The organism is Pseudomonas sp. Irchel s3f19 (genome assembly GCF_900187555.1).
GTDB classification, from domain to species: Bacteria; Pseudomonadota; Gammaproteobacteria; order Pseudomonadales; family Pseudomonadaceae; genus Aquipseudomonas; species Aquipseudomonas capeferrum.
Genome location: NZ_FYDW01000003.1, coordinates 1 through 20,745, shown reverse-complemented (window position 1 = coordinate 20,745; position 20,745 = coordinate 1). Strand labels below are relative to the sequence as shown.

The following is a 20,745-nucleotide window of genomic DNA, read 5'->3' as shown; positions in this document are numbered from 1 at the left end:
CGATGAGCAATAAAACTGCATTGCCCCTGGGCCTTGGCCGCACGCCTGCCCTGCTGTTGCTGGTACTCGCCAGCCTGGTGGCGTTGCCGCTGATCTTGCCGTCAGCCACCCTGGCCACCGAGATCCTGATCTTTGCCTTGGCGGCGCTGGCCTGCAACCTGCTGCTCGGCTACACCGGCCTGTTGTCGTTCGGCCAGGGCATCTTCTTCGGCGTGGGCGCCTATGGTGCGGCGCTGCTGATGATCCACCTGAAGTGGGGCATGCTCGGCGCCTTGTTCGGCGCAGCGGTGTTCGGTGCCTTCTTGGCGCTGTTGGTGGGCGCCCTGGCCATCCGCCGCACAGGCATCTACTTCGTCATGCTGACCCTGGCGTTCAGCCAGATGGCCTACTTCCTGGCCTACACCCTCAGCGGCTGGACCGGCGGTGACAACGGCCTGCTCGACGTGCCGCGGCCCAACATCGAAATCGCCGGCCACGTGCTGGTCGACCTAGCCGACCCTCGGCACTTCTATGTGTTCGTCGCGGTGCTGTTCCTGCTGATCTTCGCCGGTGCCCTGCGGGTGATCCGTTCGCCGTTCGGCAGCACCCTGCTGGCGATCCGCGAGAACGAAACCCGCGCCGCCGCCATCGGCTACGACACGCGCCACTTCAAGATCCTGGTGTTCATGCTGTCTGGCGCCATCACCGGCATCGCCGGGGCGCTGTACGCGATGCTGCTGCACTTCGCACCGCTGTCGAACATCGACCTGATGATGAGCGAAAACATCCTGATCATGACCATCGTCGGCGGCACCGGCTCGCTGTTCGGCTCGCTGCTGGGGGCTGGCGCCATCGTGGTGCTGGGCGATGTGCTGTCGGAGCTGTGGCCACGCTGGCTGATGCTGCTGGGGGCGATCCTGATCCTGGTGGTGGTGTTCATGCGCGGTGGTTTGTGGGGCGGGCTGGCGGCACTCGGCAAGCGCTTGCTGGCGTCGCGTACGGCCGATGACAAGGCCCCGGCCAAGACCAAGGAGACCTTGTGATGAGCGATTACCTGCTGGAAACCCGCAACCTGGAGCTGGCCTACGGGCCGTTCAAGGCGGTTGCAGGCGTCGACCTGAAAGTCCGCGCCGGCACCATCCACACCGTCATCGGCCCCAACGGCGCCGGCAAGACCAGCCTGTTCCACTGCTTGACCGGCGAGCGCCAGGCCACCGCGGGCAAGATCCTCTTCAACGACCGCGACATCATCCGCAAGCCGTCCCACGGCCGGGTGGCACTGGGCATGGCGCGCTCGTTCCAGCTCACCAGCCTGTTCCAGAACCTGTCGGTGCGCGAAAACCTGCGCCTGGCCGCCCAGGGCCGCGACGGCCTGGGCGCGCTGAACTTCTGGCGCAGCGTGGAGCACAAGCGCAGCCACTGGAACACCGCCGACCAGGTGCTCGAACGCCTGAAGCTCACGGCCCGCGCCGAGACCCTGGCCGGCGAGCTGTCGCACGGCCAGCAGCGGGTACTGGAAGTGGGCATGTCGATCTGTGCCAAACCGACCCTGCTGATGCTCGATGAGCCCACCTCGGGCATGGGCATCGACGATATCCCGGTGATGACCGACCTGATCAGCGACCTGGGCCGCGACCATACCGTGCTACTGATCGAGCACAACATGAGCATCGTCATGTCGATCAGCCAGCGCATTACCGTCATGAGCCACGGCCAGATCCTGGTCGAGGGCACCCCGGAACAGGTGCGCAACGACGAGCGCGTGCGCACCGCCTACCTTGGAGAGGCCGCCTGATGCTCAACGTCGAATCGATCCATTCGTACTACGACAAAAGCCACGTGCTCGAAGGGGTTTCGCTACAGGTCGGGGACGGCGAGCTGGTGACCTTGCTGGGCCGTAACGGCGCCGGCAAGACCACCACCTTGCGCAGCATCCTCGGCATCGTGCGCCCTCGTCAGGGGCAGATCAGTTTCGACGGCCAGCAACTGGTCGGCCGCGAAATCTTCGACATTGCCCGCCAGGGCATCGCCCTGGTACCCGAGCATCGCGGCATCTTCCGCCAGCTCAGCGTCGAAGAGAACCTGAAGATCGCCGTGCGCAAGGGCAGCCGTTGGCAGCTCGATGACGTCTACAGCATGTTCCCGCGCCTTAAAGAGCGGCGGCGCAACGGCGGCTTCGCCCTCTCTGGCGGTGAGCAGCAGATGCTGGCCATCGCCCGCGCCCTGCTCAACGGCCCCAAGCTGCTGATTCTCGATGAGCCCACCGAAGGCCTGGCCCCGGTGATTGTCGACGAGTTGGTGAAGATCCTGCGGCGGATCAAGGGTGAAGGCCTGTCGATCCTGCTGGTGGAGCAGAACCTGATGGTCTGCGACGCCCTCGCCGACCGCCACTACGTACTCGAACAAGGCCGTGTGGCCTACCAGGGCAGCGCCGCGCAGTTCCGCGACGACCCAAGCATCAAGAACCGCTACCTGGCCCTGAGCGCCTGAAAGGAGAATGCCCATGAATACCCGCATCGACCCCTCGCAGCACCTGCTCGGCCAAGGCGCACAGGTCAGCCGCGAGCGCCTCTGGCAATCATTGATGGACCTGGCCCAACTCGGCGCCACCGCCAAGGGTGGCGTGTGCCGCCTGGCGCTGACCGACCTCGACCGCCAGGCCCGCGACCTGTTCGTGCGCTGGTGCACCGAGGCCGGCTGCACCGTCAGCATCGACGCCATCGGCAACATCTTTGCCCGCCGCCCAGGGCGAAACCCGGCCTTGCCGCCGGTCATGACCGGCAGCCATATCGACACTCAGCCTACCGGCGGCAAGTTCGACGGTTGCTACGGGGTAATGGCCGGGCTGGAGGTGATCCGCACCCTCAACGACCTGCAACTGACCACCGAGGCGCCCCTGGAAGTGGTGGTGTGGACCAACGAGGAAGGTTCGCGCTTCCCGCCGTGCATGATGGGCTCGGGGGTGTTCGCCGGTAAGTTCGGCCTGCAGGACACCTTGGACAAGGTCGATGAGCAGGGCTTGTCGGTAGGTGCCGAGCTGGCCCGTATCGGCTATGCCGGCCCGCGCGTGCCCACCGGGCATGCCGTGGGCGCCTATTTCGAAGCGCACATCGAACAGGGCCCGGTGCTGGAAGACCAGCGCACCACCATCGGCGTGGTCCAGGGCTGCCTGGGGCAGAAATGGTTCGACCTGGTGCTGACGGGCGTCGAAGCCCACGCCGGGCCCACCCCGATGCACCTGCGCAAGGACGCGCTGGTTGGCGCCGCTGAAGTGGTCGCGGCGGTCAACCGTGTGGCCCACGCCCATCAGCCGCATGCCTGCGGCACGGTGGGCTGCCTGACCCTGCACCCGGGGTCGCGCAATGTGATCCCGGGCCAGGTGCACATGACCCTTGACCTGCGCCACCTCGACCCCACCCACCTGGCCGCCATGGTCGCCGAGGTACGGGAGGTGATCGAAGCCAGCTCGGCACGGCACGGGCTGCGTTTCGAACTGACGCCGACGGCCGACTTCCCGCCCCTGTACTTCGCCGAACAGTGCGTCGATGCCGTGCGCCAGGGTGCACGCGAGCTGGGCCTGAGCCATATGGACATCGTCAGCGGCGCCGGCCACGACGCCATCTTCCTGGCCGAGTTGGGACCGGCCGGGATGATTTTCGTGCCGTGCGAAGGCGGCATCAGCCACAACGAAATCGAAAACGCCGCGCCCCAGGACCTGGCCGACGGCTGCGACGTATTGCTGCGCGCCATGTTCCAGGCCGCCAATCAGGGAGCGCATTGAGATGACCAGCAAGACTGCCATCGGCGAATTCACCGCCGTCGAACTGCTTGAACTGTACCAGCGCCGGCAGCTGTCGCCGGTCGAGGTGATCGACGATGTACTGGCGCGCATCGACCAGCACAACCCAGCGGTCAACGCCTACTGCCACGTGGACGGTGAAGGCGCCCGCGCCGCCGCCCGCGCCAGCGAACAACGCTGGCAACGCGGCGAACCCTGTGGCCGCCTGGACGGTGTGCCCGCGTCGATCAAGGACCTGACCCTGACCCGTGGCATGCCCACGCGCAAGGGTTCCCGCACCACCAGCGGCGCAGGCCCGTGGGACGTCGATGCGCCCTTCACTGCATTCATGCGCGAAGCCGGTGCGGTGCTGATCGGCAAGACCACGACGCCGGAGTTTGGCTGGAAGGGGGTAACCGACAACCCGCTTTACGGCATCACCCGCAACCCCTGGGATATCCGCCTGACGGCAGGTGGCTCCTCCGGCGGCGCGGCGGCGGCGGCAGCGCTGAACCTGGGCGTGCTACACCAGGGCAGTGATGCCGGTGGCTCGATCCGTATTCCTTGTGCCTTTACCGGCACCTTCGGCATCAAGCCCACTTTCGGCTACGTGCCGCAATGGCCGGCCAGCGCCATGACCGTGCTGTCGCACCTCGGGCCAATGACCCGGACTGTCGACGACGCAGTGCTGATGCTCGACTGCGTAGCCCGCCCGGATGCCCGCGACGGGCTGGCCGGGGCACCCCGGCAGGCACCATGGCTGGGCGAGGGCCAGGACCTCAGCGGTTTGCGCATCGCCTTCAGCGCCGACTTCGGCTACGTGCAGGTCGACCCGCAGGTTCAGGCACTGGTCGCGCAAGCGGTGCAACGCTTGGCCCGGCTGGGGGCGCAGGTGGAGGAAGTCGACCCGGGCTTTGCTGACCCGCTGGAAACCTTCAATACCCTGTGGTTCGCCGGCGCGGCGCGGCTGGCCAGTGCCTTTGGCGATGAACAGCGGGCACTGCTCGACCCAGGGCTGCGCGGGATAGCCGAGCAAGGGGCGCGGGTTGGCCTGAGCGAGTACACCCAAGCGCTGGAAGCACGGGCTGAGCTGATTGCGCGGATGAATGCCTTTCACCAGCGTTACGACGTGCTGGTGTCACCGATGCTGCCACGGGTGGCGTTCGAGGCGGGGCATGACGTGCCGCCCGGTTCGGGGATGGCGCAGTGGATGGAATGGACGCCGTTCAGCTACCCGTTCAACTTGACCCAGCAACCGGCGGCCTCGGTGCCGTGCGGGTTTACCCGCGAAGGGTTGCCAGTGGGGTTGCAGGTGGTCGCCGGGCGGTTTGCCGATGAGCAGGTGCTGCGGGTGTGCAAGGTGTATGAGCAGCACTATCCGAGCCGGCATTTGCAGGCGCCGATAGTGGCGTGAAAGCTGAATGATCCCGCCCCTGTAGGAGCGGCCTTGCGTCGCGAAAGGCCCGCAAAGCGGGCCCGGCAATCTCAGCCCAAACGCCCCGCCGGCGCATACGGCGCCGGATCAATGATCGGCGCCCCCCCCGTCAGCAAGTCAGTAAACAACTGGCACGAAGCCGGCGCCAGCACCAACCCATTACGGTAATGCCCGCAGTTCAACCACAACCCGTCATGCCCCGGCACCGGCCCAATATACGGGATACCTTCAGGCGACCCCGGCCGCAGCCCCGCCCAATGCCCGACCACCGAGGCATCCTTGAGCTGCGGCAACAGCTCTAGCGCCGAAGCCTTGAGGCTCGCCAGCGCCTCCTCGGTCGGGGTCTTGTCGTAGCCGGCATGCTCCAGCGTGCTGCCCACCAGAATGTGCCCGTCACGGCGCGGGATCGCATAGCGCCCCTTGGCCAGCACCATGCTCGGCAAGAAGTCCTCGGCGCACTTGAACAGAATCATCTGCCCCTTCACCGGCGCCACCGGCAGCTCAAGGCCAAGCGTGCGCAGCAGGTCGCCACTCCAGGCGCCAGCACTGAGCACCACGTCATCGGCCTGCAGCACACCGTCCGCCGTCTGCACGCCAGTCACGCGCCCAGCGTCCTGAACAAAGCCGGTGATCTGGCAGTGCTCGCGCAAGGTCACGTTGGGCAATGCCAGCAATGCAGCCTTCAGCGACTTGACCAGCCGCGGGTTACGCACGTTGGCCACGCCCGCCATGTAGATGGCGTGCTTGAAGCCCGGGCCCAGTATCGGCACCGCGTCATAGGCCGCCGAGATATCCACGGCACTCAGTGGCCGCCCCTCGCGTGCCGCCCAGGCCAGCGCTTCGGCCTCGTCGTCCAGATCGAGCCAGTACAAGCCGGTGGTGTGGACTTCTGGGTCAATACCCGTGCTGGCGAACAGGTGCTCGCCCAGCTGTGGGTAGAAGTCCTGCGACCAATGCGCGAGGGCGGTCACTGCCGGGCTGTAGCGCCAAGGGTACAGCGGCGAGACGATGCCGCCGCCCGCCCAGGACGACTCTCGCCCGACCTCGCCCTGGTCACACACCACCACCTGCCCGACGTGCGCCGCCAGGTTGAACGCCGTCAGCAGGCCGATAACCCCGCCGCCGACCACCACTACTTGCTTGCTCATCCGTCGATCCAAACACCTGAAGTAAAACCGCGATGCACCGGGCACCATTCATGCTTCAGCTTCCCCAGCACTGCTCGCTGCTGTCCAGGCTGCCCAGGTTGCTGTGCACGCCTGCATGATCGAGCTGAAAGTCACCGCAGCGGTCCTGCGCCATCAGCCCATGCGGCAGCCTGCGGGCGAGCAACAAGAAGGTGTCGCTGTCGCGCTGGGCGTGCAGGCTGTAGTAACGGTTGCCGCTGGGCAGTGCCGGGTCGCCTTCGGCGTATTGGCCGGTGCGAACGCGATGGCGCTCCAGGCGTAGGGCGGCATCCTGCAGCAGACCGACCACTTCGCTGCGTGCGGCGCGCCGAAGCTGCTCGCTGTAACTGGGGTAGGCAATGGCTGCCAGAATGCCGGTCACGGCCACGACAATCAACAACTCGATAAGGCTCAGGCCTTGCTGCATGTCAGGGTTCCCTCAATCGCTGCCGCCAAAGGATGCGCCGCACCTCATCACCTGACAGCGCATAAACCGCTTCCAGTACATGGCGCGACCGGGCTTGCCGGCTGACGGCGGTCACCCTGAACAAGGTGGCCTGCTGGCCCTCGGGCAGGTGCGCGGCACGGTCACTTTGGCCAAGGTTCTGCACCTGGAAGAAGCCGCTTGCGGTGCCCTGCCAGTTGCCCTGCAAGTCATGCGGCCGCGGTGGTGGTTGGCAGGGCTGGCACGCTGGGGGCGGTGACAGTTGTAGCTGGGCGGCACCTGCCAGCAATGCCTGCTCGGCTTGCTCGAGTGCCTCGAAACCGTCACGCCACAAGCCAGCCATGCGGGTCTCCACCAGCGCATCGCGCAGGGCCGAGGCCGCAAGCAAGCCAAGCAGCAAGCTCAGCACCAGTGCCAACAGCAACACCACACCGCGCTGGCGCTTCATGGGCCGGCCAGCGGATTGCGCAGCGCCACGCTCAAGGCATGCTGCTGCTCGATACCCAGGGTGGGCTCGAACAGCGTCAGGTGCACATCCACCCGCCCACCTTGCGGCGCCTCGACAAACGCCACACGCATCTCACGCACATGGTCGACCAGCGGCTGGCTAGCCCCTCGCCGCCGGAACCGCAAGGTCGTGCCATCCTGCACATAGAGGTACTGGCTTATGGGGATTGCCAAGGGGTGCTGGCTGCCATCAACTCGCCCGCTGTGCACGTGAGCCTCGTCGATGCAGTTGGTCAGCAGCGTCCAGTCCGGGGCACCGGTGTGCCCGGGCAGCTCGGCCACTACCAGGCTCAGGCTGTTCGCGCCCACCTGCAGGGGCTGGGCGAAGGCTTGAAGGGTTAGCGGGTCGGTGAAGTCGTCGGGCTGCAGGCGCAGGCAGCCGAACATGCCGGCCATGCGAATGTCTTGGGCCATGCGCTGCAACGCCAGGCGGGCATCAGCCTGCAAGCGTGCGGCCGCGCCCTGCAGGCGCCAAGTGTCATGGGCAGACACGAACAATTGGCTGGCCGCTGCCAGCAGCAGCAAACCGATGGCGAGCGCCAGCACCCCCTCGATCAAACCGAAGCCGCCTTGTGTGCGGCTCATGGCTGCGCCGTCGGCTCGCCTGCGGCCCTGGCCCGTTCCTGCCGGGTGTGCGCCAACAAGGCGGCCTGCGCGTCGTGCCGCGCACTGTCGGTTGCCTGCAGTGCGCGCACCTGCAAGGCGCCAGCGGCAAACATGCCCACCGCCACCACCACCATGGCCAGTAATACCTCGAGCAGCGTCATGCCCCCTTCCATCGCTCGCATCCCTGCGCCCCCTGCGACTTTTCCTGCAACTGATTACTCACTGGGCGACTGGATCAATTGCCCGGCGACCTTGAAGCTGAAGCGAAGCACTTCCAGGGAGAAATGCACGGTGCGGCAACAGGGTGCAACACTGATACAAATGATGTTGGCGCTGGCCATGGCGGCCGTTCTGATACAACTGGGGATGCCGGCCTACAACGGCCTCTCCGACGACTTACACAGGGCAGCCGCAGCGCGCGACCTGGTGCAAGCATTGCGCAGCGCGCGCAGCCACGCGTTGCTGCAAGGCCAGGCGGTGCTGGTGCTGCCGTTGGAAAGTGATTGGGGCAAGGGCTGGCGCGTGATGCTAGCGCACAATCAGCAGGTTCTACGCGAGCAGCGCCTGGTAAGGCCTCTGAGGATTGTCGCGAATACCGCAGAGCAGGTGAAGTTCAGCGCATTGGGCGTGCCGCAGGGGCGCAACGCCAACTTGCTAGGTGGCACATTGCATATCTGCCAGGCTGGCGCAGCGGCCAGCCAGTACCGGGTGGTACTGGCGACCAGCGGCAGGCTCAGCCTGCGCACAGATGAACTGTTTGAGCCCTTGTGCGCAGGTTCCTGATCAGATCAGCGAGCGAACCCGTAGCTCTTTGGGCATGGAGAAGGTGATGTTCTCCTCGCGCCCATCCAGCTCTTCTGCGCCGGTGGCGCCCCAGGCCTTGAGCTGCTCGATCACACCGCGCACCAGCACTTCAGGGGCCGAAGCACCCGCTGTGATGCCGATGCGGGCTGCGTCATCGAACCAGGCACGTTGCAGGTCCTCGGCACCGTCGATCAGATAGGCCGGGGTGCTCATGCGCTCAGCCAGTTCACGCAGGCGGTTGGAGTTGGAGCTGTTCGGGCTACCGACCACCAGCACCACATCACACTCACCGGCCAGTTGCTTGACCGCATCCTGGCGGTTCTGGGTGGCGTAGCAGATGTCGTCCTTGCGCGGCCCACCGATGTTCGGGAAGCGCGCACGCAGGGCATCGATGACACGGCTGGTGTCATCCATCGACAGCGTGGTCTGGGTGACGAAGGCCAGGTGGTCCGGGTCGCGCACCTGCAGCTTGGCGACATCGTCCTCGTCTTCGACAAGGTAGATGGCGCCGCCGTTGCTGGCGTCGTATTGCCCCATGGTGCCTTCGACTTCCGGGTGCCCCTCGTGGCCGATGAGAATGCACTCACGGCCGTCGCGGCTGTACTTGGCGACTTCGATGTGCACCTTGGTCACCAACGGGCAGGTGGCGTCGAACACCTTCAGGCCACGCCCAGCGGCTTCCTGGCGCACGGACTGGGAAACACCATGGGCACTGAAGATGACGATGACGTCATCCGGCACCTGGTCCAGCTCTTCGACGAAGATGGCACCGCGGTTGCGCAGGTCTTCGACCACGAACTTGTTGTGCACCACTTCATGGCGCACGTAGATCGGCGGGCCGAAGACTTCCAGGGCACGGTTGACGATCTCGATCGCCCGGTCGACCCCCGCGCAAAAACCGCGAGGGTTGGCGAGTTTGATTTGCATGCTCGGCTCCAGGCTTACAAGGCCTTCACGTCGAGGATCTGCACCTCGAAGCTCAGGGTCTTGCCAGCCAGTGGGTGATTGAAGTCGATGGTCACCTGCGCGTCATCGAAAGCTTTGACCACGCCCGGCAGCTCGGCGTTTGCGGCGTCGTTGAAGATCACCAGCAGGCCTTCGGACAACTCCATGTCGGTGAACTGCGAACGCGGCATGATTTGCACATTCTGCGGGTTCGGCTGGCCGAAGGCGTTTTCCGGGGCCACGGTGACGGTGCGCTTGTCGCCGGCCTTGAAGCCGAACAACGCGGCTTCGAAACCTGGCAGCAGGTTGCCGTCACCTACCTTGAACACGGCAGGCGACTTGTCGAACGTGCTGTCGACGGTGTCGCCGTTTTCCAGGTGCAGTGCGAAGTGCAGGGTGACTTCGGTGTTCTGGCCGATACGGGTGTCAGTCATGGACCGGATCCTCGGACTTCTTGCTCTTGAACATATCCAGCGCCAGCATCACCGCACCAACGGTGATGGCGCTGTCGGCCACGTTGAAGGCCGGGAAGTAATGGCGGTTTTGCCAGTGCACCAGGATGAAGTCGACCACATGGCCCAGCACGACGCGGTCGTACAGGTTGCCAATTGCGCCACCCAGCACCAGCGCCAGCGCCACGGCCAGCCAGGTTTCGTTGCGCCCCAGGCGCTTGAGCCACACCACCAGTACGGCACTGACCACCACGGCGATCAGGGCGAACAGCCAGCGCTGCCAGCCAGCGCCATCAGCGAGGAAGCTGAAAGCGGCGCCGGTGTTGTAGGCCAAGGTCCAGCTGAAGTAGTCAGGGATGACCACAATCTGCTGGTACATGCTCAAGGCGTTGTTGAAATACAGCTTGGTGGCCTGGTCGAGGACCAGGACCAGCAAGCTCAGCCAAAGCCATGCAAGGCGCCCGAAGCGCCCCACTGCCGGGTTAGGCATAGTGACGCACCTCGCCCGAACCGGTCAGGTTATCGACGCAACGGCTGCAGATTTCCGGGTGCTCCGGGTGGCTGCCGACGTCGGCGCGGAAGTGCCAGCAACGGCCGCACTTGGCATGGCCGGACTTCACCACTTTCAGCTTGAGGCCTTCGACTTCGGTAGCCACGGCGTCAGCCGGTGCCTGCACGAACGGCACCACGCTCGCAGCCGAGGTGATCAGCACGAAGCGCAGCTCGTCGCCCAGCTTGCTCAAGTCGGCGCTCAGGCCTTCGTCGGCGTACAGGGTGACTTCGGCCTGCAGGTTGCCGCCGATGACCTTGGCAGTACGCTGGTTTTCCAGCTCCTTGTTGACCGACGCCTTGACCGCCATGACGCGATCCCAGTAGGCACGGTCCAGCTCGGTGCCTTCCGGCAGCTCGCTCAGGCCCTGGTACCAGCCGTTGAGCATCACCGACTCGTTGCGCTCGCCCGGCAGGTACTGCCAGATTTCGTCAGCGGTGAAGGCCAGGATCGGTGCGATCCAGCGCACCAGCGCCTCGCTGATGTGGTACAGCGCCGACTGGCACGAACGACGGGCAACACTGTTGGCGCCGGTGGTGTACTGGCGGTCCTTGATGATGTCGAGGTAGAAGCCACCCAGCTCCTGCACGCAGAAGTTGTGGATCTTCGAGTAGACGTTCCAGAAACGGTACTCGCTGTAGTGCTCTTCCAGCTCGCGCTGCAGCAGCAGCGTGCGGTCCACTGCCCAACGGTCCAGGGCCAGCATGTCCTCGGGGGCCAGCAGGTCGCGGGCCGGGTCGAAGCCCGACAGGTTGGAAAGCAGGAAGCGCGCGGTGTTGCGAATACGCCGGTAGGCGTCGGCACTGCGCTGCAGGATCTGCTCGGAAACCGCCATCTCACCCGAGTAGTCGGTGGCCGAAACCCACAGGCGCAGGATGTCGGCACCCAGGGTGTTGTTGACCTTCTCCGGCTCGATGGTGTTGCCCAGCGACTTGGACATCTTGCGGCCGTTTTCGTCCACGGTGAAGCCGTGGGTCAGCAGCTCGCGGTACGGCGCGTGGTTGTCGATGGCGCAACCGGTCAGCAACGAGGAGTGGAACCAGCCACGGTGCTGGTCGGAACCTTCCAGGTACAGGTCGGCGACCGGGCCGGTGGCGTGGCCGATGTCGTGCGAACCCCGCAGCACGTGCCAATGGGTGGTGCCAGAGTCGAACCACACGTCCAGGGTGTCGGTGATCTTGTCGTACTGGCCGGCTTCGTCACCGAGCAGTTCGGCGGCGTCCAGCTTGAACCAGGCCTCGATGCCCTCTTGCTCGACGCGCTTGGCCACGGCTTCCATCAGCTCGACGGTGCGCGGGTGCAGCTCGCCGGTCTGCTTGTGCAGGAAGAACGGGATCGGCACACCCCAGTTGCGCTGACGCGAGATGCACCAGTCCGGGCGGTTGGCGATCATCGAGTGCAGGCGCGCCTGGCCCCAGGCCGGGACGAACTTGGTTTCTTCGATGGCCTTGAGCGCGCGCTCACGCAGCGGCTCGCCGGTGCTTGGCTGCTTGTCCATGCCGACGAACCACTGCGCGGTGGCGCGGTAGATCAGCGGGGTCTTGTGGCGCCAGCAGTGCATGTAGCTGTGGCTGATGGTTTCGGTGTGCATCAGCGCGCCGACTTCGCTCAGCTTCTCGACGATGGCCGGGTTGGCCTTCCAGATGAACTGGCCGCCGAAGAAGTCCAGCGACTCGACGTACACGCCATTGCTCTGCACCGGCGTGAGGATGTCGTCGTTGACCATGCCGTAGCGCTTGCAGGTGACGAAGTCGTCTTCACCGTAGGCTGGCGCGGAGTGAACCACACCGGTACCGGCGCCCAGCTCGACGTAGTCGGCCAGGTAGATCGGCGACAGGCGGTCGTAGAACGGGTGGCGGAAGTTGACCAGCTCCAGGGCCGAACCCTGGGCGGTGGCGATGACCGAGCCTTCCAGGTTGTAACGCTTGAGGCACGCCTCGACCAGCTCTTCGGCCAGTACCAGCAGGCGCTCGCCGGTGTCGACCAGGGCGTACTTGAACTCCGGGTGGATGTTCAGCGCCTGGTTGGCCGGGATAGTCCACGGGGTGGTGGTCCAGATCACGATGGCGGCGGGCTTGGCCAGCGAGGCCAGGCCAAAGGCAGCGGCCAGCTTGTCGGCATCGGCGGCCGGGAAGGCCACGTCGATGGTCTGGGATTTCTTGTCGGCGTATTCGACCTCGGCTTCGGCCAGTGCCGAACCGCAATCGAAGCACCAGTTCACAGGCTTGAGGCCCTTGAACACGAAGCCTTGCTTGACCATCTCGGCCAGGGCACGGATTTCGCCGGCCTCGTTGGCGAAGTTCATGGTCTTGTAGGGGTTGTCCCAGTCGCCCAGCACACCCAGGCGGATGAACTCGGTCTTCTGCCCTTCGATCTGCTCGGCGGCGTACTCACGGCACAGTTCACGGGTGCGGTCGGCAGACAGGTGCTTGCCGTGGGTGACTTCGACCTTGTGTTCGATCGGCAGGCCATGACAGTCCCAGCCCGGCACGTACGGCGCATCGAAGCCCGCCATGGTCTTGGAACGGACGATCATGTCCTTGAGGATCTTGTTCAGCGCATGACCGATGTGGATCTTGCCGTTGGCATAGGGCGGGCCGTCGTGCAGGACGAACTTCGGACGATCCTTGCCAATTTCGCGCAGCTTCTGGTACAGGCCAATGCTGTCCCAGCGCTGCAGAATCTGCGGTTCGCGCTGAGGCAGGCCGGCCTTCATCGGGAAGGCGGTGTCCGGAAGGTTTAGCGTGGCTTTGTAGTCGGTCATTTCAGGCTCTTCGTTAGCGGTTGAGCGTGCCAATGTGCACGTGCGGCGGCGATGTCCGCGTCGATCGCCGACTTCAGCGCCTCAAGGGAGGCGAATCGCTGCTCTTCACGCAGCTTGTGGTGGAACTCCACCGTCAGACGCCGGCCATACAGGTCGCCGGCATAATCCAGAAGATGAATCTCCAGGTGCGGGCGCCCATCACCGGCAACGGTGGGGCGCACGCCGATATTGCCGACACCCGGCCAGGCCTTGCCGTCGATTTCGATGCTGGCCAGGTAAACCCCGGACAGCGGCACGCGGCGGCGCTTGAGCTGGATGTTGGCGGTGGGCGTGCCGAGTTGGCGCGCCAGTTTCTGGCCGTGCAAGACCCGGCCAGTGATGCGGTACGGGCGGCCCAGCAAGTGCTCGGCCAACTCGAAGTTACCTTCGGCCAGGGCCTTGCGCACTTCGGTGCTGCTGACCCGCAGGCCGTCCTGGATTACGGTGTTGGCGGCTTCGACGGTAAACCCATACTTGTCGCCCGCCTCGACCAGGAAGGCGAAATCGCCCGCGCGGTCGCAGCCGAAGCGGAAGTCGTCGCCCACTTCGAGGTGACGCACGCCCAGGCCGTCCACCAGGATGGCTTTGACGAATTCATCGGCGCTGAGTTTGCTCAGGCGCTGATTGAACGCCAGGCACAACACCCGGTCGATGCCTTCGGCAGCCAGCAGCTCGATTTTGTCGCGCAGCCGCGCCAAGCGCGCCGGCGCGGTATCGGGGGCAAAGTATTCGCGCGGCTGTGGCTCGAAGATCACCACGCAGGTCGGCAGGCCAAGTGCTTGGCCACGCTCGCGCAAACGCGCCAGGATTGCCTGGTGGCCGCGGTGAACCCCGTCGAAGTTGCCAATGGTGGCGACACAGCCCCGGTGCTCGGGGCGCAGGTTGTGAAGACCTCGAACCAGCTGCATAACGCGCTTCTTGCTCATAAAGTGGCCGATTATAACCACACCCGGGCGCCGGTGACAGGCAGCAGCGCCCGGGGGTGGCGTGGAATGCGAAAAACCGACGCCTGACGTGCGCTTGGCTTCAGTGCAGGGCCTTGCGGGCGAAATGCCGAGGCCGGAAGCCGCACAGGTACAGGCAGCCGAAATACGTGACGATACCTGCCAGGATCAACGCCCCGAGACGCACGAAGCGCTCGAGCATGCCACCCTGCTCCCAGGCCGGCATATAGTGCATGCCCGCCAGCAATACCGCCGACATCAATGTCACTGCCAACACCAGTTTGAACAGGAACCTGGTCCATCCGGGTTGCGGTTCGAACAGCCCTTGGCTGCGCAGCTTCCAGAACAGCAGGCCGGCATTCAGGCAGGCCCCAAGGCTGATCGCCAGGGCCAGCCCGGCATGTGCCAGCGGGCCGACCAGGGCCAGGTTCAACAATTGGGTGCAGACCAGCGTGAACACCGCGATCTTCACCGGCGTGCGGATATTCTGCTGCGCATAGAAGCCGGGTGCCAGTACCTTGACCAGAATGATCGCCAACAGGCCCACAGAATAGGCAACCAGGGCGCGCTGGGTCATGGCCGCATCGAACGCGCTGAACTTGCCGTACTGGAACAGCGCCACGGTCAGCGGCTCGGCGAGGATGGCCATTGCCAGGGTGCAGGGCAACACCAGCAAAAAGCACAGGCGCAGGCCCCAGTCGAGGATACGTGAGTACTCTTCGCGGTCTTTATTAGCGTAAGTCTTGGCCAGGGTAGGCAGCAGGATGGTGCCCAACGCCACGCCCAGCACGCCGGACGGCAGTTCCATGAGCCGATCGGCGTAGTACATCCACGACACCGAGCCGGCCACCAGGAACGAGGCGAAGATGGTGTTGATGATCAGCGATATCTGGCTGACCGAGACCCCGAGAATCGCCGGCAGCATCTGCTTGAGCACGCGCCATACACCCGTGTCACGCAGGTTCAGGCGGGGCAGCACGAGCATGCCGATCTTCTTCAGCGCCGGCAGTTGATACAGCAGCTGGGCCAGGCCGCCCGCCAGTACACCCCAGCCCAACGCCATGATCGGCGGGTCAAAATACGGCGTGAGCACCACGGCGAAAAAGATCATCGCCACGTTCAGCAAGGTCGGGGTGAACGCCGGGACCGAGAAGCGGTTCCAGGTATTGAGGATCGCCCCCGCCAGGGACGACAGCGATATCAGCAATATATAAGGAAACGTCACCCGCAACAGGTCGGTGGTGAGTGCGTATTTTTCGGCACTGTTGACGAACCCCGGCGCGGTCGCCCACACCACCCAAGGCGCGGCAAGGATGCCAACGACGGTGACCAGGGCCAGGACCAGGGTCAGCAGACCGCTGACATAGGCAATGAAGGTACGGGTCGCCTCATCGCCCTGCTGGGTCTTGTACTCGGCCAGGATGGGCACAAAAGCCTGCGAGAACGCACCTTCGGCGAAGATCCGTCGCAGCAGGTTGGGCAATTTGAAGGCGATGAAGAAGGCATCAGTGGCGATGCCGGCACCAAATACACGCGCCAGGATGGTGTCGCGCACAAAGCCCAACACCCTGGAAATCATGGTGATCGAGCTGACCGCGGCCAGAGATTTCAGCAAATTCATCGAAAAGATTCACGTCAGAGACAGAGGACGCTGCAGAGAGCGTTCGAATGTGCGATACTCCCGCGCCTTCGCAGGGGAGCCAAAATTCCCGAGTTTACAGGTCGCGCAGCAGAAAGGAATCTTTCCCTCTTGTTGGCGCACCGCTCGGCGGAACCTTGCAGGTGGCCTTGACATCCGTTCGACTGATCGGCATGATTCGCGGCCTATTTTGTTTGCTATTTACCTAAAGTCTTTCGAGGAGCTCGACGGTGGCCAACACACCTTCCGCCAAGAAACGTGCAAAACAGGCTGAGAAGCGTCGCAGCCACAACGCCAGCCTGCGTTCCATGGTCCGCACCTACATCAAGAATGTAGTTAAAGCCATCGACGCAAAAGACGCTGAAAAAGCGCAAGCCGCTTACGTTCTGGCTGTACCAGTAATCGACCGTATGGCCGATAAAGGTATCATCCACAAGAACAAAGCTGCTCGCCACAAAGGCCGTCTGAATGGCCACATCAAGGCGCTGAAAGAAGCTGCAGCTGCCTAAGCGACATGCTTGTCAAAAAACCGACCCTAGGGTCGGTTTTTTGTTGCCTGCGATCTAACTGTTTACCCGCGCGCTTCTAGCAGGAGCGCCCTTGCCGGGGCGCCCCTCCTGTTGAATCACTTGGCGATCGGGATCTTCGGCGCCCACTGCAGCCACTGATCCTCTGCCTTGTCGAACAGGGCAAAGGTCTGCTGCGGCCGCGCCGGGTTGCCCATCTGCTCGCCATCCGGCGTGGCAAAGGCAATACCGCCATCGATGAGCGTCTCCAGCGATTCGGTACGCACCGTGGCTCCCTTGAACAGCCCCCAATCGAAACCAAACCCGCTGCTGTTCCAGAAGCGGCTGCCACTGCGCACCAAGGCGGCATAGCGCGGCTCGATAAGGATATGAATCAGCACGCGGTCGGCACTCTGGCCCAGCTCGAAGCCTGTCACCTTGCCTACCGCGACCTCACGGTAAGTAACCGGCACACCCGGCTTGATCGAGCCGCGCCGCGGGGCGCTGAGCGTCAACGGCAGGCCAACTTCCGGCCCTGCAACCTGCGGGGCATCGGCCAGGGCAATAAAGTCGCGCTGGGTGCCCTTGTCCTTGGCCGCCGGCTGGACTTCCAGGTACTGCCCACCAATCAAGGTGTCGAGGTTTTCGGTGCGCACCAGGCCCAACGCAGGCTTGACCACCCAGAATTGCGTACCGACGCGTGCAATACGCTCCGCCGCTTCGGTAATGCGTGCCCGCAACATCACGGCCTGCAAGTCTGCAGTCAGGTCGACACTTTCGATGCTGCCGACGTCCAGGCCACGGAAGCGAATCGGCGTACCCGGCTTCAAACCGTCGGCTCGGTCCACACGAATGGTGATCAATGTACCCGCCCGGTTAACCGCCTCCTGGCTCTCATGCAGCCGGAAGCGTGGAATATGGCGCTTGAGCACCACATCGGGCCTTGGCGTGTCGAAGGCGATACCGCCCGCCATGAGCGTCTGTAGGGATTCGCTTTTGATCTTGATGCCCGACAGCCCACCGGTCAGGGTAATGCCACTGACATTCCAGAAGCGCGATGAGCCGTTCACCAGCTTCTCGTACTCCTTCTCTATATGCACACCGATCAGGATGCGGTTGCTGTTGCGCGCAAACTGGTAGCTCTGCACGCTGCCCACCTTCACCTGGCGGTACATCACCGGGCTACCGATTTCCAGCGAGCCCAGGGTATCGGCGAACAGCACCATGTGCAGGCCCGGCGCCTTCAGGTCAAGCGGCGGCGCCTTGGGCCGTGCCTCGAACTCCCGCAGCGGCTTGTCGCCCTTCTCCCCGGGGCGAATGGCAATGTAGTTACCTTTTACCAAGGCCTCCAGGCCGGTAATGCCCGCCAGCGAGATGGACGGCTTGACCACCCAGAACTGCGTACCTTCGACCAGGTAGTCCTCGGTGAGTGGGTCGAGGGTCAGCTCAGCCATGGCGCTGCCCAGGTTGTCTTCCATCTTCAGCGCTTTCAGCGAGCCGACCTGGATGCCCTTGTACATCACCGGCGTGCGACCCGCCTGCAGGCCTTCGTAGTCACTCAGCTTGACCTTGATGCGGATACCGGCCTGGGCTGCATCGAAGTCTTCATACAGGCGAAACGGCAGGCTGGGGTCGGTTGGTGGGCTGTCCTTGCGGTATTCCGGCGTCGCGAAGGCGATGCCACCGGCGACGATGCTCGACAGCGACTCGCTGCGCACCTTCACGCCCGACAGGCTGGCATCGATGCTGATACCGCTGGCGTTCCAGAAACGCGTGTGTTTGCGCACCAGGCTGGCGTAGGCCGGCTGGATGAACACTTTGATCTCGACGGTGTCCTGGTCATCGGAAAGCCGGTAACTCTTCACCCGGCCGACCTGGATCTGCTTGTAGAACACCGGGCTGTCGCGATTGAGCGAACCCAACCGTTCAGCCTTGAGTGTCAGGTGCAAGCCCGGCTCACTGTCAGACAAGGGCGGCGCCGTAGACAAGGCCTTGAAGCGCTTGGCCTTCTCCCCTTCGCCAGGGCTGACGGCGATGTAGTTACCCGAGACCAAGGTTTCCAGGCCGGAAATACCCGCCAGACTGACGCTTGGCTTGACCAGCCAGAAGCGCGTGCCGGTAGTCAGGTGCGGCTCGGCTGCCTTGTTCATTTCAATGGTGGCAATCACACCCTGGTTGGCACCCTTGGCATCCAGCACCAACGCCGTCACCTTGCCGACCGGCATGCCCTTGTAGATGACTTCGGTCTTGTTGGCGACGATCCCTTCACCTGTGGTAAAGCGAACCTCGATTTCCACGCCCGCATCACGGTAGGCCTGCCATGCCAGCCAGCCCCCGATCATCAACGCGATCAGCGGTAGGATCCAGATGGCCGACCAGTTCGAAGCTGGGCGGGTTTTTGCCGTAGGCAGGTCACTCATGGTCGTCATCCGACTCCGTGTTATCCCAAATCAGTCGGGGATCGAAAGTTAAAGCAGCAAGCATCGTCAGAATCACCACACTGGCGAAGGCGACAGCGCCCAGGTTGGCTTCGACACTGGCAATTCGCCCGAAATTCACCACCGCCACCAGGATGGCGATGACGAAGATATCGAGCATGGACCAGCGCCCAATGAATTCGATAAAGCGGTACATCAGGATCCGTTGGCGCGCCGAAAGCGGCTGGCGGCGCTGAACCGAGTACAGCAGCAAGCCAATACCCACCAGTTTGAAGGTAGGTACCAGAATACTGGCGATGAACACCACGGCAGCGATGGGCACCATGCCGTGCTTGAGCAGGGTAATGACGCCGGACATGATGGTATCGGGGCTACCCTGGCCAAGGGTGCTGACGGTCATGATCGGCAACAGGTTGGCAGGGATGTACAGAATGGAAGCCGCAATCAGCAACGCCCAGGTACGCACGATACTGTTCGGTCGACGGCCATGAACGATGGCCCCACAGCGCGTGCACGTCTGCGAGGCGCTGTCGGCCTCCTGTCTGTTCAATTGGTGACACTCATTGCAGACCAGGATGCCTGCATCAATCGCCCGCATGGAGATCCTCCCCCGAAAGCGCACTCCAGATCTGATGCGGTGACATCACCACTTCGAGCCATACCTGAATCAATAGCAGACTGATGAAACAGAACAGCCCCAACCCCACGGTCAGTTCAGCCAGGTCCACCAGTTTGACGATCGCAACCAGCACGCCCATGAAGTAGACCTCGAGCATGCCCCAGTCGCGCAAGTGGTGATAGATGCGGTAGAACAACAGGCCATAGCTGCGCCCCACATCCAGCCGAATGCTCAGCAGTACCGCCAACTGGCACAGCAGCTTTGCCAAAGGAATGGCCATGCTGCACAGGAAGACCACCACGGCCACGCCGCGCATTTGTGAATTGTACAGGCCCACCACCCCGCTCCAGACCGTATCGTCCGAAGTCTGGCCAAGCAGGTGCAGCTGCATGATCGGCAAAAAATTGGCCGGCACAAAAAGCAGCAATGCCGTCAGTACCAGGGCCAGGCTGCGGTTGACCACATTGTGCCGGTGGGCATAAAGCTCGTAGCCGCAGCGCGGGCACAGGGCTTTTTCATCGTGCTGCAGCACTGGCTTGCGCAGCAACAGGTCGCATTCGTGACAAGCAACGAGTTCGTCCAGCGGCAAGTGGGCCAGTGCTTCGGGTTCGACAGGGTTGGGCATATCGAGCTTCTGAAAGGATGCGTGGGCTCTATTCTAGTGATCTGGCTCGAAATGTGGGAGGCGACTATTGACCGGTTTGAGCCCGGTTTTTGTGCGAGACAAAGACAAAACCCCTACCTGCTTGCGCAGATAGGGGTTTTGCGAAATGAATCTTGACGATGACCTACTCTCACATGGGGAGACCCCACACTACCATCGGCGATGCATCGTTTCACTACTGAGTTCGGGATGGGATCAGGTGGTTCCAATGCTCTATGGTCGTCAAGAAATTCTGTTGCCAGAACGTCCAGATGGACAGCCTAGCGAATTCGGATATGTGATGTTGTGATGTACATTCGAACTTTCGGTTCGTGCGTCTTCACCACCGCAATCTGCATGAGCAAATTGCTTGGGTGTTATATGGTCAAGCCTCACGGGCAATTAGTATTGGTTAGCTCAACGCCTCACAGCGCTTACACACCCAACCTATCAACGTCGTAGTCTTCGACGGCCCTTTAGGGGATT

21 protein-coding genes and 2 rRNA genes are annotated in these 20,745 nt (G+C 63.5%); 7 read left to right on the top strand and 16 right to left on the bottom strand.

The annotated features are described in order from the left end of the window. Positions 1 to 2 precede the first annotated feature (2 nt). The 5 genes from CKW22_RS08035 to CKW22_RS08015 are packed head-to-tail and all read left to right on the top strand — an operon-like array spanning position 3 to position 5,171. Entirely contained in the window at positions 3 to 1,022 is a 1,020-nt protein-coding gene (locus CKW22_RS08035; RefSeq protein ID WP_047582834.1) for a branched-chain amino acid ABC transporter permease, read from the top strand. Further along, positions 1,022 to 1,774 (top strand): ABC transporter ATP-binding protein, encoded by a 753-nt coding sequence (locus tag CKW22_RS08030; protein ID WP_033701448.1) that lies wholly within the window; start codon positions 1,022 to 1,024, stop codon positions 1,772 to 1,774. Before CKW22_RS08035 ends, CKW22_RS08030 begins: the two co-directional genes overlap by 1 nt. After that, entirely contained in the window at positions 1,774 to 2,469 is a 696-nt protein-coding gene (locus CKW22_RS08025; RefSeq protein ID WP_033701449.1) for an ABC transporter ATP-binding protein, read from the top strand. Before CKW22_RS08030 ends, CKW22_RS08025 begins: the two co-directional genes overlap by 1 nt. Positions 2,470 to 2,482: 13 nt before the next feature. Then, on the top strand, positions 2,483 to 3,760 hold the full coding sequence (locus CKW22_RS08020; RefSeq protein ID WP_033701450.1) for a Zn-dependent hydrolase: 1,278 nt from the start codon (positions 2,483 to 2,485) through the stop codon (positions 3,758 to 3,760). 1 nt (position 3,761) lies between these two features. Further along, on the top strand, positions 3,762 to 5,171 hold the full coding sequence (locus CKW22_RS08015) for an amidase (RefSeq protein WP_095063979.1): 1,410 nt from the start codon (positions 3,762 to 3,764) through the stop codon (positions 5,169 to 5,171). Between the two features lie 71 nt (positions 5,172 to 5,242). Here CKW22_RS08015 and thiO read toward each other — a convergent pair whose 3' ends face one another. Genes thiO through CKW22_RS07990 form a run of 5 tightly spaced genes read right to left on the bottom strand, consistent with a single transcriptional unit; the run spans position 5,243 to position 8,098 of the window. After that, positions 5,243 to 6,340: a glycine oxidase ThiO gene (gene thiO / locus CKW22_RS08010; protein WP_095063978.1), complete on the bottom strand. Its 1,098-nt coding sequence runs from the start codon at positions 6,338 to 6,340 to the stop codon at positions 5,243 to 5,245. A gap of 55 nt (positions 6,341 to 6,395) precedes the next feature. Next, positions 6,396 to 6,785, bottom strand: coding sequence for a type IV pilin protein (locus CKW22_RS08005; RefSeq protein WP_033701454.1), 390 nt, complete (start codon positions 6,783 to 6,785; stop codon positions 6,396 to 6,398). 1 nt (position 6,786) lies between these two features. Next, positions 6,787 to 7,251 carry a hypothetical protein gene (locus tag CKW22_RS08000; RefSeq protein ID WP_047582841.1) on the bottom strand — a complete coding sequence of 155 codons (465 nt, stop codon included), beginning with the start codon at positions 7,249 to 7,251 and terminating at the stop codon, positions 6,787 to 6,789. Beyond that, positions 7,248 to 7,895, bottom strand: a complete 648-nt coding sequence (locus CKW22_RS07995; protein WP_095063977.1) for a PilW family protein — start codon at positions 7,893 to 7,895, stop codon at positions 7,248 to 7,250. Before CKW22_RS07995 ends, CKW22_RS08000 begins: the two co-directional genes overlap by 4 nt. After that, positions 7,892 to 8,098, bottom strand: coding sequence for a prepilin-type N-terminal cleavage/methylation domain-containing protein (locus tag CKW22_RS07990; protein ID WP_095063976.1), 207 nt, complete (start codon positions 8,096 to 8,098; stop codon positions 7,892 to 7,894). Before CKW22_RS07990 ends, CKW22_RS07995 begins: the two co-directional genes overlap by 4 nt. A gap of 109 nt (positions 8,099 to 8,207) precedes the next feature. On the opposite strand from CKW22_RS07990, the gene CKW22_RS07985 reads away from it, so the two are divergent. Then, on the top strand, positions 8,208 to 8,699 hold the full coding sequence (locus CKW22_RS07985; RefSeq protein ID WP_033701458.1) for a GspH/FimT family pseudopilin: 492 nt from the start codon (positions 8,208 to 8,210) through the stop codon (positions 8,697 to 8,699). Here the strand turns inward: CKW22_RS07985 and ispH are convergent, their stop codons facing one another. From ispH to murJ, 6 genes are all read right to left on the bottom strand, one after another. Next, the gene (ispH, locus tag CKW22_RS07980; RefSeq protein ID WP_095063975.1) at positions 8,700 to 9,647 is read right to left on the bottom strand and encodes a 4-hydroxy-3-methylbut-2-enyl diphosphate reductase; all 948 of its coding nucleotides are present in this window, start codon (positions 9,645 to 9,647) and stop codon (positions 8,700 to 8,702) included. A 14-nt stretch (positions 9,648 to 9,661) separates the two neighbouring features. After that, a complete protein-coding gene (gene fkpB, locus CKW22_RS07975; protein ID WP_033701461.1) occupies positions 9,662 to 10,099 on the bottom strand; it encodes an FKBP-type peptidyl-prolyl cis-trans isomerase in 438 nt (145 codons plus the stop codon). Then, positions 10,092 to 10,607, bottom strand: a complete 516-nt coding sequence (gene lspA, locus CKW22_RS07970) for a signal peptidase II (RefSeq protein ID WP_033701462.1) — start codon at positions 10,605 to 10,607, stop codon at positions 10,092 to 10,094. Before lspA ends, fkpB begins: the two co-directional genes overlap by 8 nt. Next, on the bottom strand, positions 10,600 to 13,431 hold the full coding sequence (gene ileS, locus CKW22_RS07965; RefSeq protein ID WP_033701464.1) for an isoleucine--tRNA ligase: 2,832 nt from the start codon (positions 13,429 to 13,431) through the stop codon (positions 10,600 to 10,602). Before ileS ends, lspA begins: the two co-directional genes overlap by 8 nt. After that, positions 13,428 to 14,378: a bifunctional riboflavin kinase/FAD synthetase gene (gene ribF / locus CKW22_RS07960; protein ID WP_033701465.1), complete on the bottom strand. Its 951-nt coding sequence runs from the start codon at positions 14,376 to 14,378 to the stop codon at positions 13,428 to 13,430. The genes ileS and ribF overlap by 4 nt, the downstream gene beginning before the upstream one ends. 118 nt (positions 14,379 to 14,496) lie before the next feature. Continuing rightward, positions 14,497 to 16,035 (bottom strand): murein biosynthesis integral membrane protein MurJ, encoded by a 1,539-nt coding sequence (gene murJ, locus CKW22_RS07955; protein WP_047582844.1) that lies wholly within the window; start codon positions 16,033 to 16,035, stop codon positions 14,497 to 14,499. 248 nt (positions 16,036 to 16,283) lie between these two features. Here murJ and rpsT point away from each other — a divergent pair, with 248 nt between their 5' ends. Next, entirely contained in the window at positions 16,284 to 16,562 is a 279-nt protein-coding gene (gene rpsT / locus CKW22_RS07950; RefSeq protein WP_003247625.1) for a 30S ribosomal protein S20, read from the top strand. A 116-nt stretch (positions 16,563 to 16,678) separates the two neighbouring features. Here the strand turns inward: rpsT and CKW22_RS07945 are convergent, their stop codons facing one another. The 5 genes from CKW22_RS07945 to CKW22_RS07925 form a co-directional block, all read right to left on the bottom strand. Further along, positions 16,679 to 18,979, bottom strand: a complete 2,301-nt coding sequence (locus tag CKW22_RS07945) for a PqiB family protein (RefSeq protein WP_047582848.1) — start codon at positions 18,977 to 18,979, stop codon at positions 16,679 to 16,681. Beyond that, entirely contained in the window at positions 18,972 to 19,595 is a 624-nt protein-coding gene (locus CKW22_RS07940; protein ID WP_033701470.1) for a paraquat-inducible protein A, read from the bottom strand. Before CKW22_RS07940 ends, CKW22_RS07945 begins: the two co-directional genes overlap by 8 nt. Continuing rightward, a complete protein-coding gene (locus tag CKW22_RS07935; protein ID WP_033701471.1) occupies positions 19,582 to 20,241 on the bottom strand; it encodes a paraquat-inducible protein A in 660 nt (219 codons plus the stop codon). Before CKW22_RS07935 ends, CKW22_RS07940 begins: the two co-directional genes overlap by 14 nt. A 150-nt stretch (positions 20,242 to 20,391) precedes the next feature. Next, a 5S ribosomal RNA gene (rrf, locus tag CKW22_RS07930) occupies positions 20,392 to 20,507 on the bottom strand. A 133-nt stretch (positions 20,508 to 20,640) separates the two neighbouring features. Beyond that, positions 20,641 to 20,745, bottom strand: a 23S ribosomal RNA gene (locus CKW22_RS07925); the annotation flags it as partial.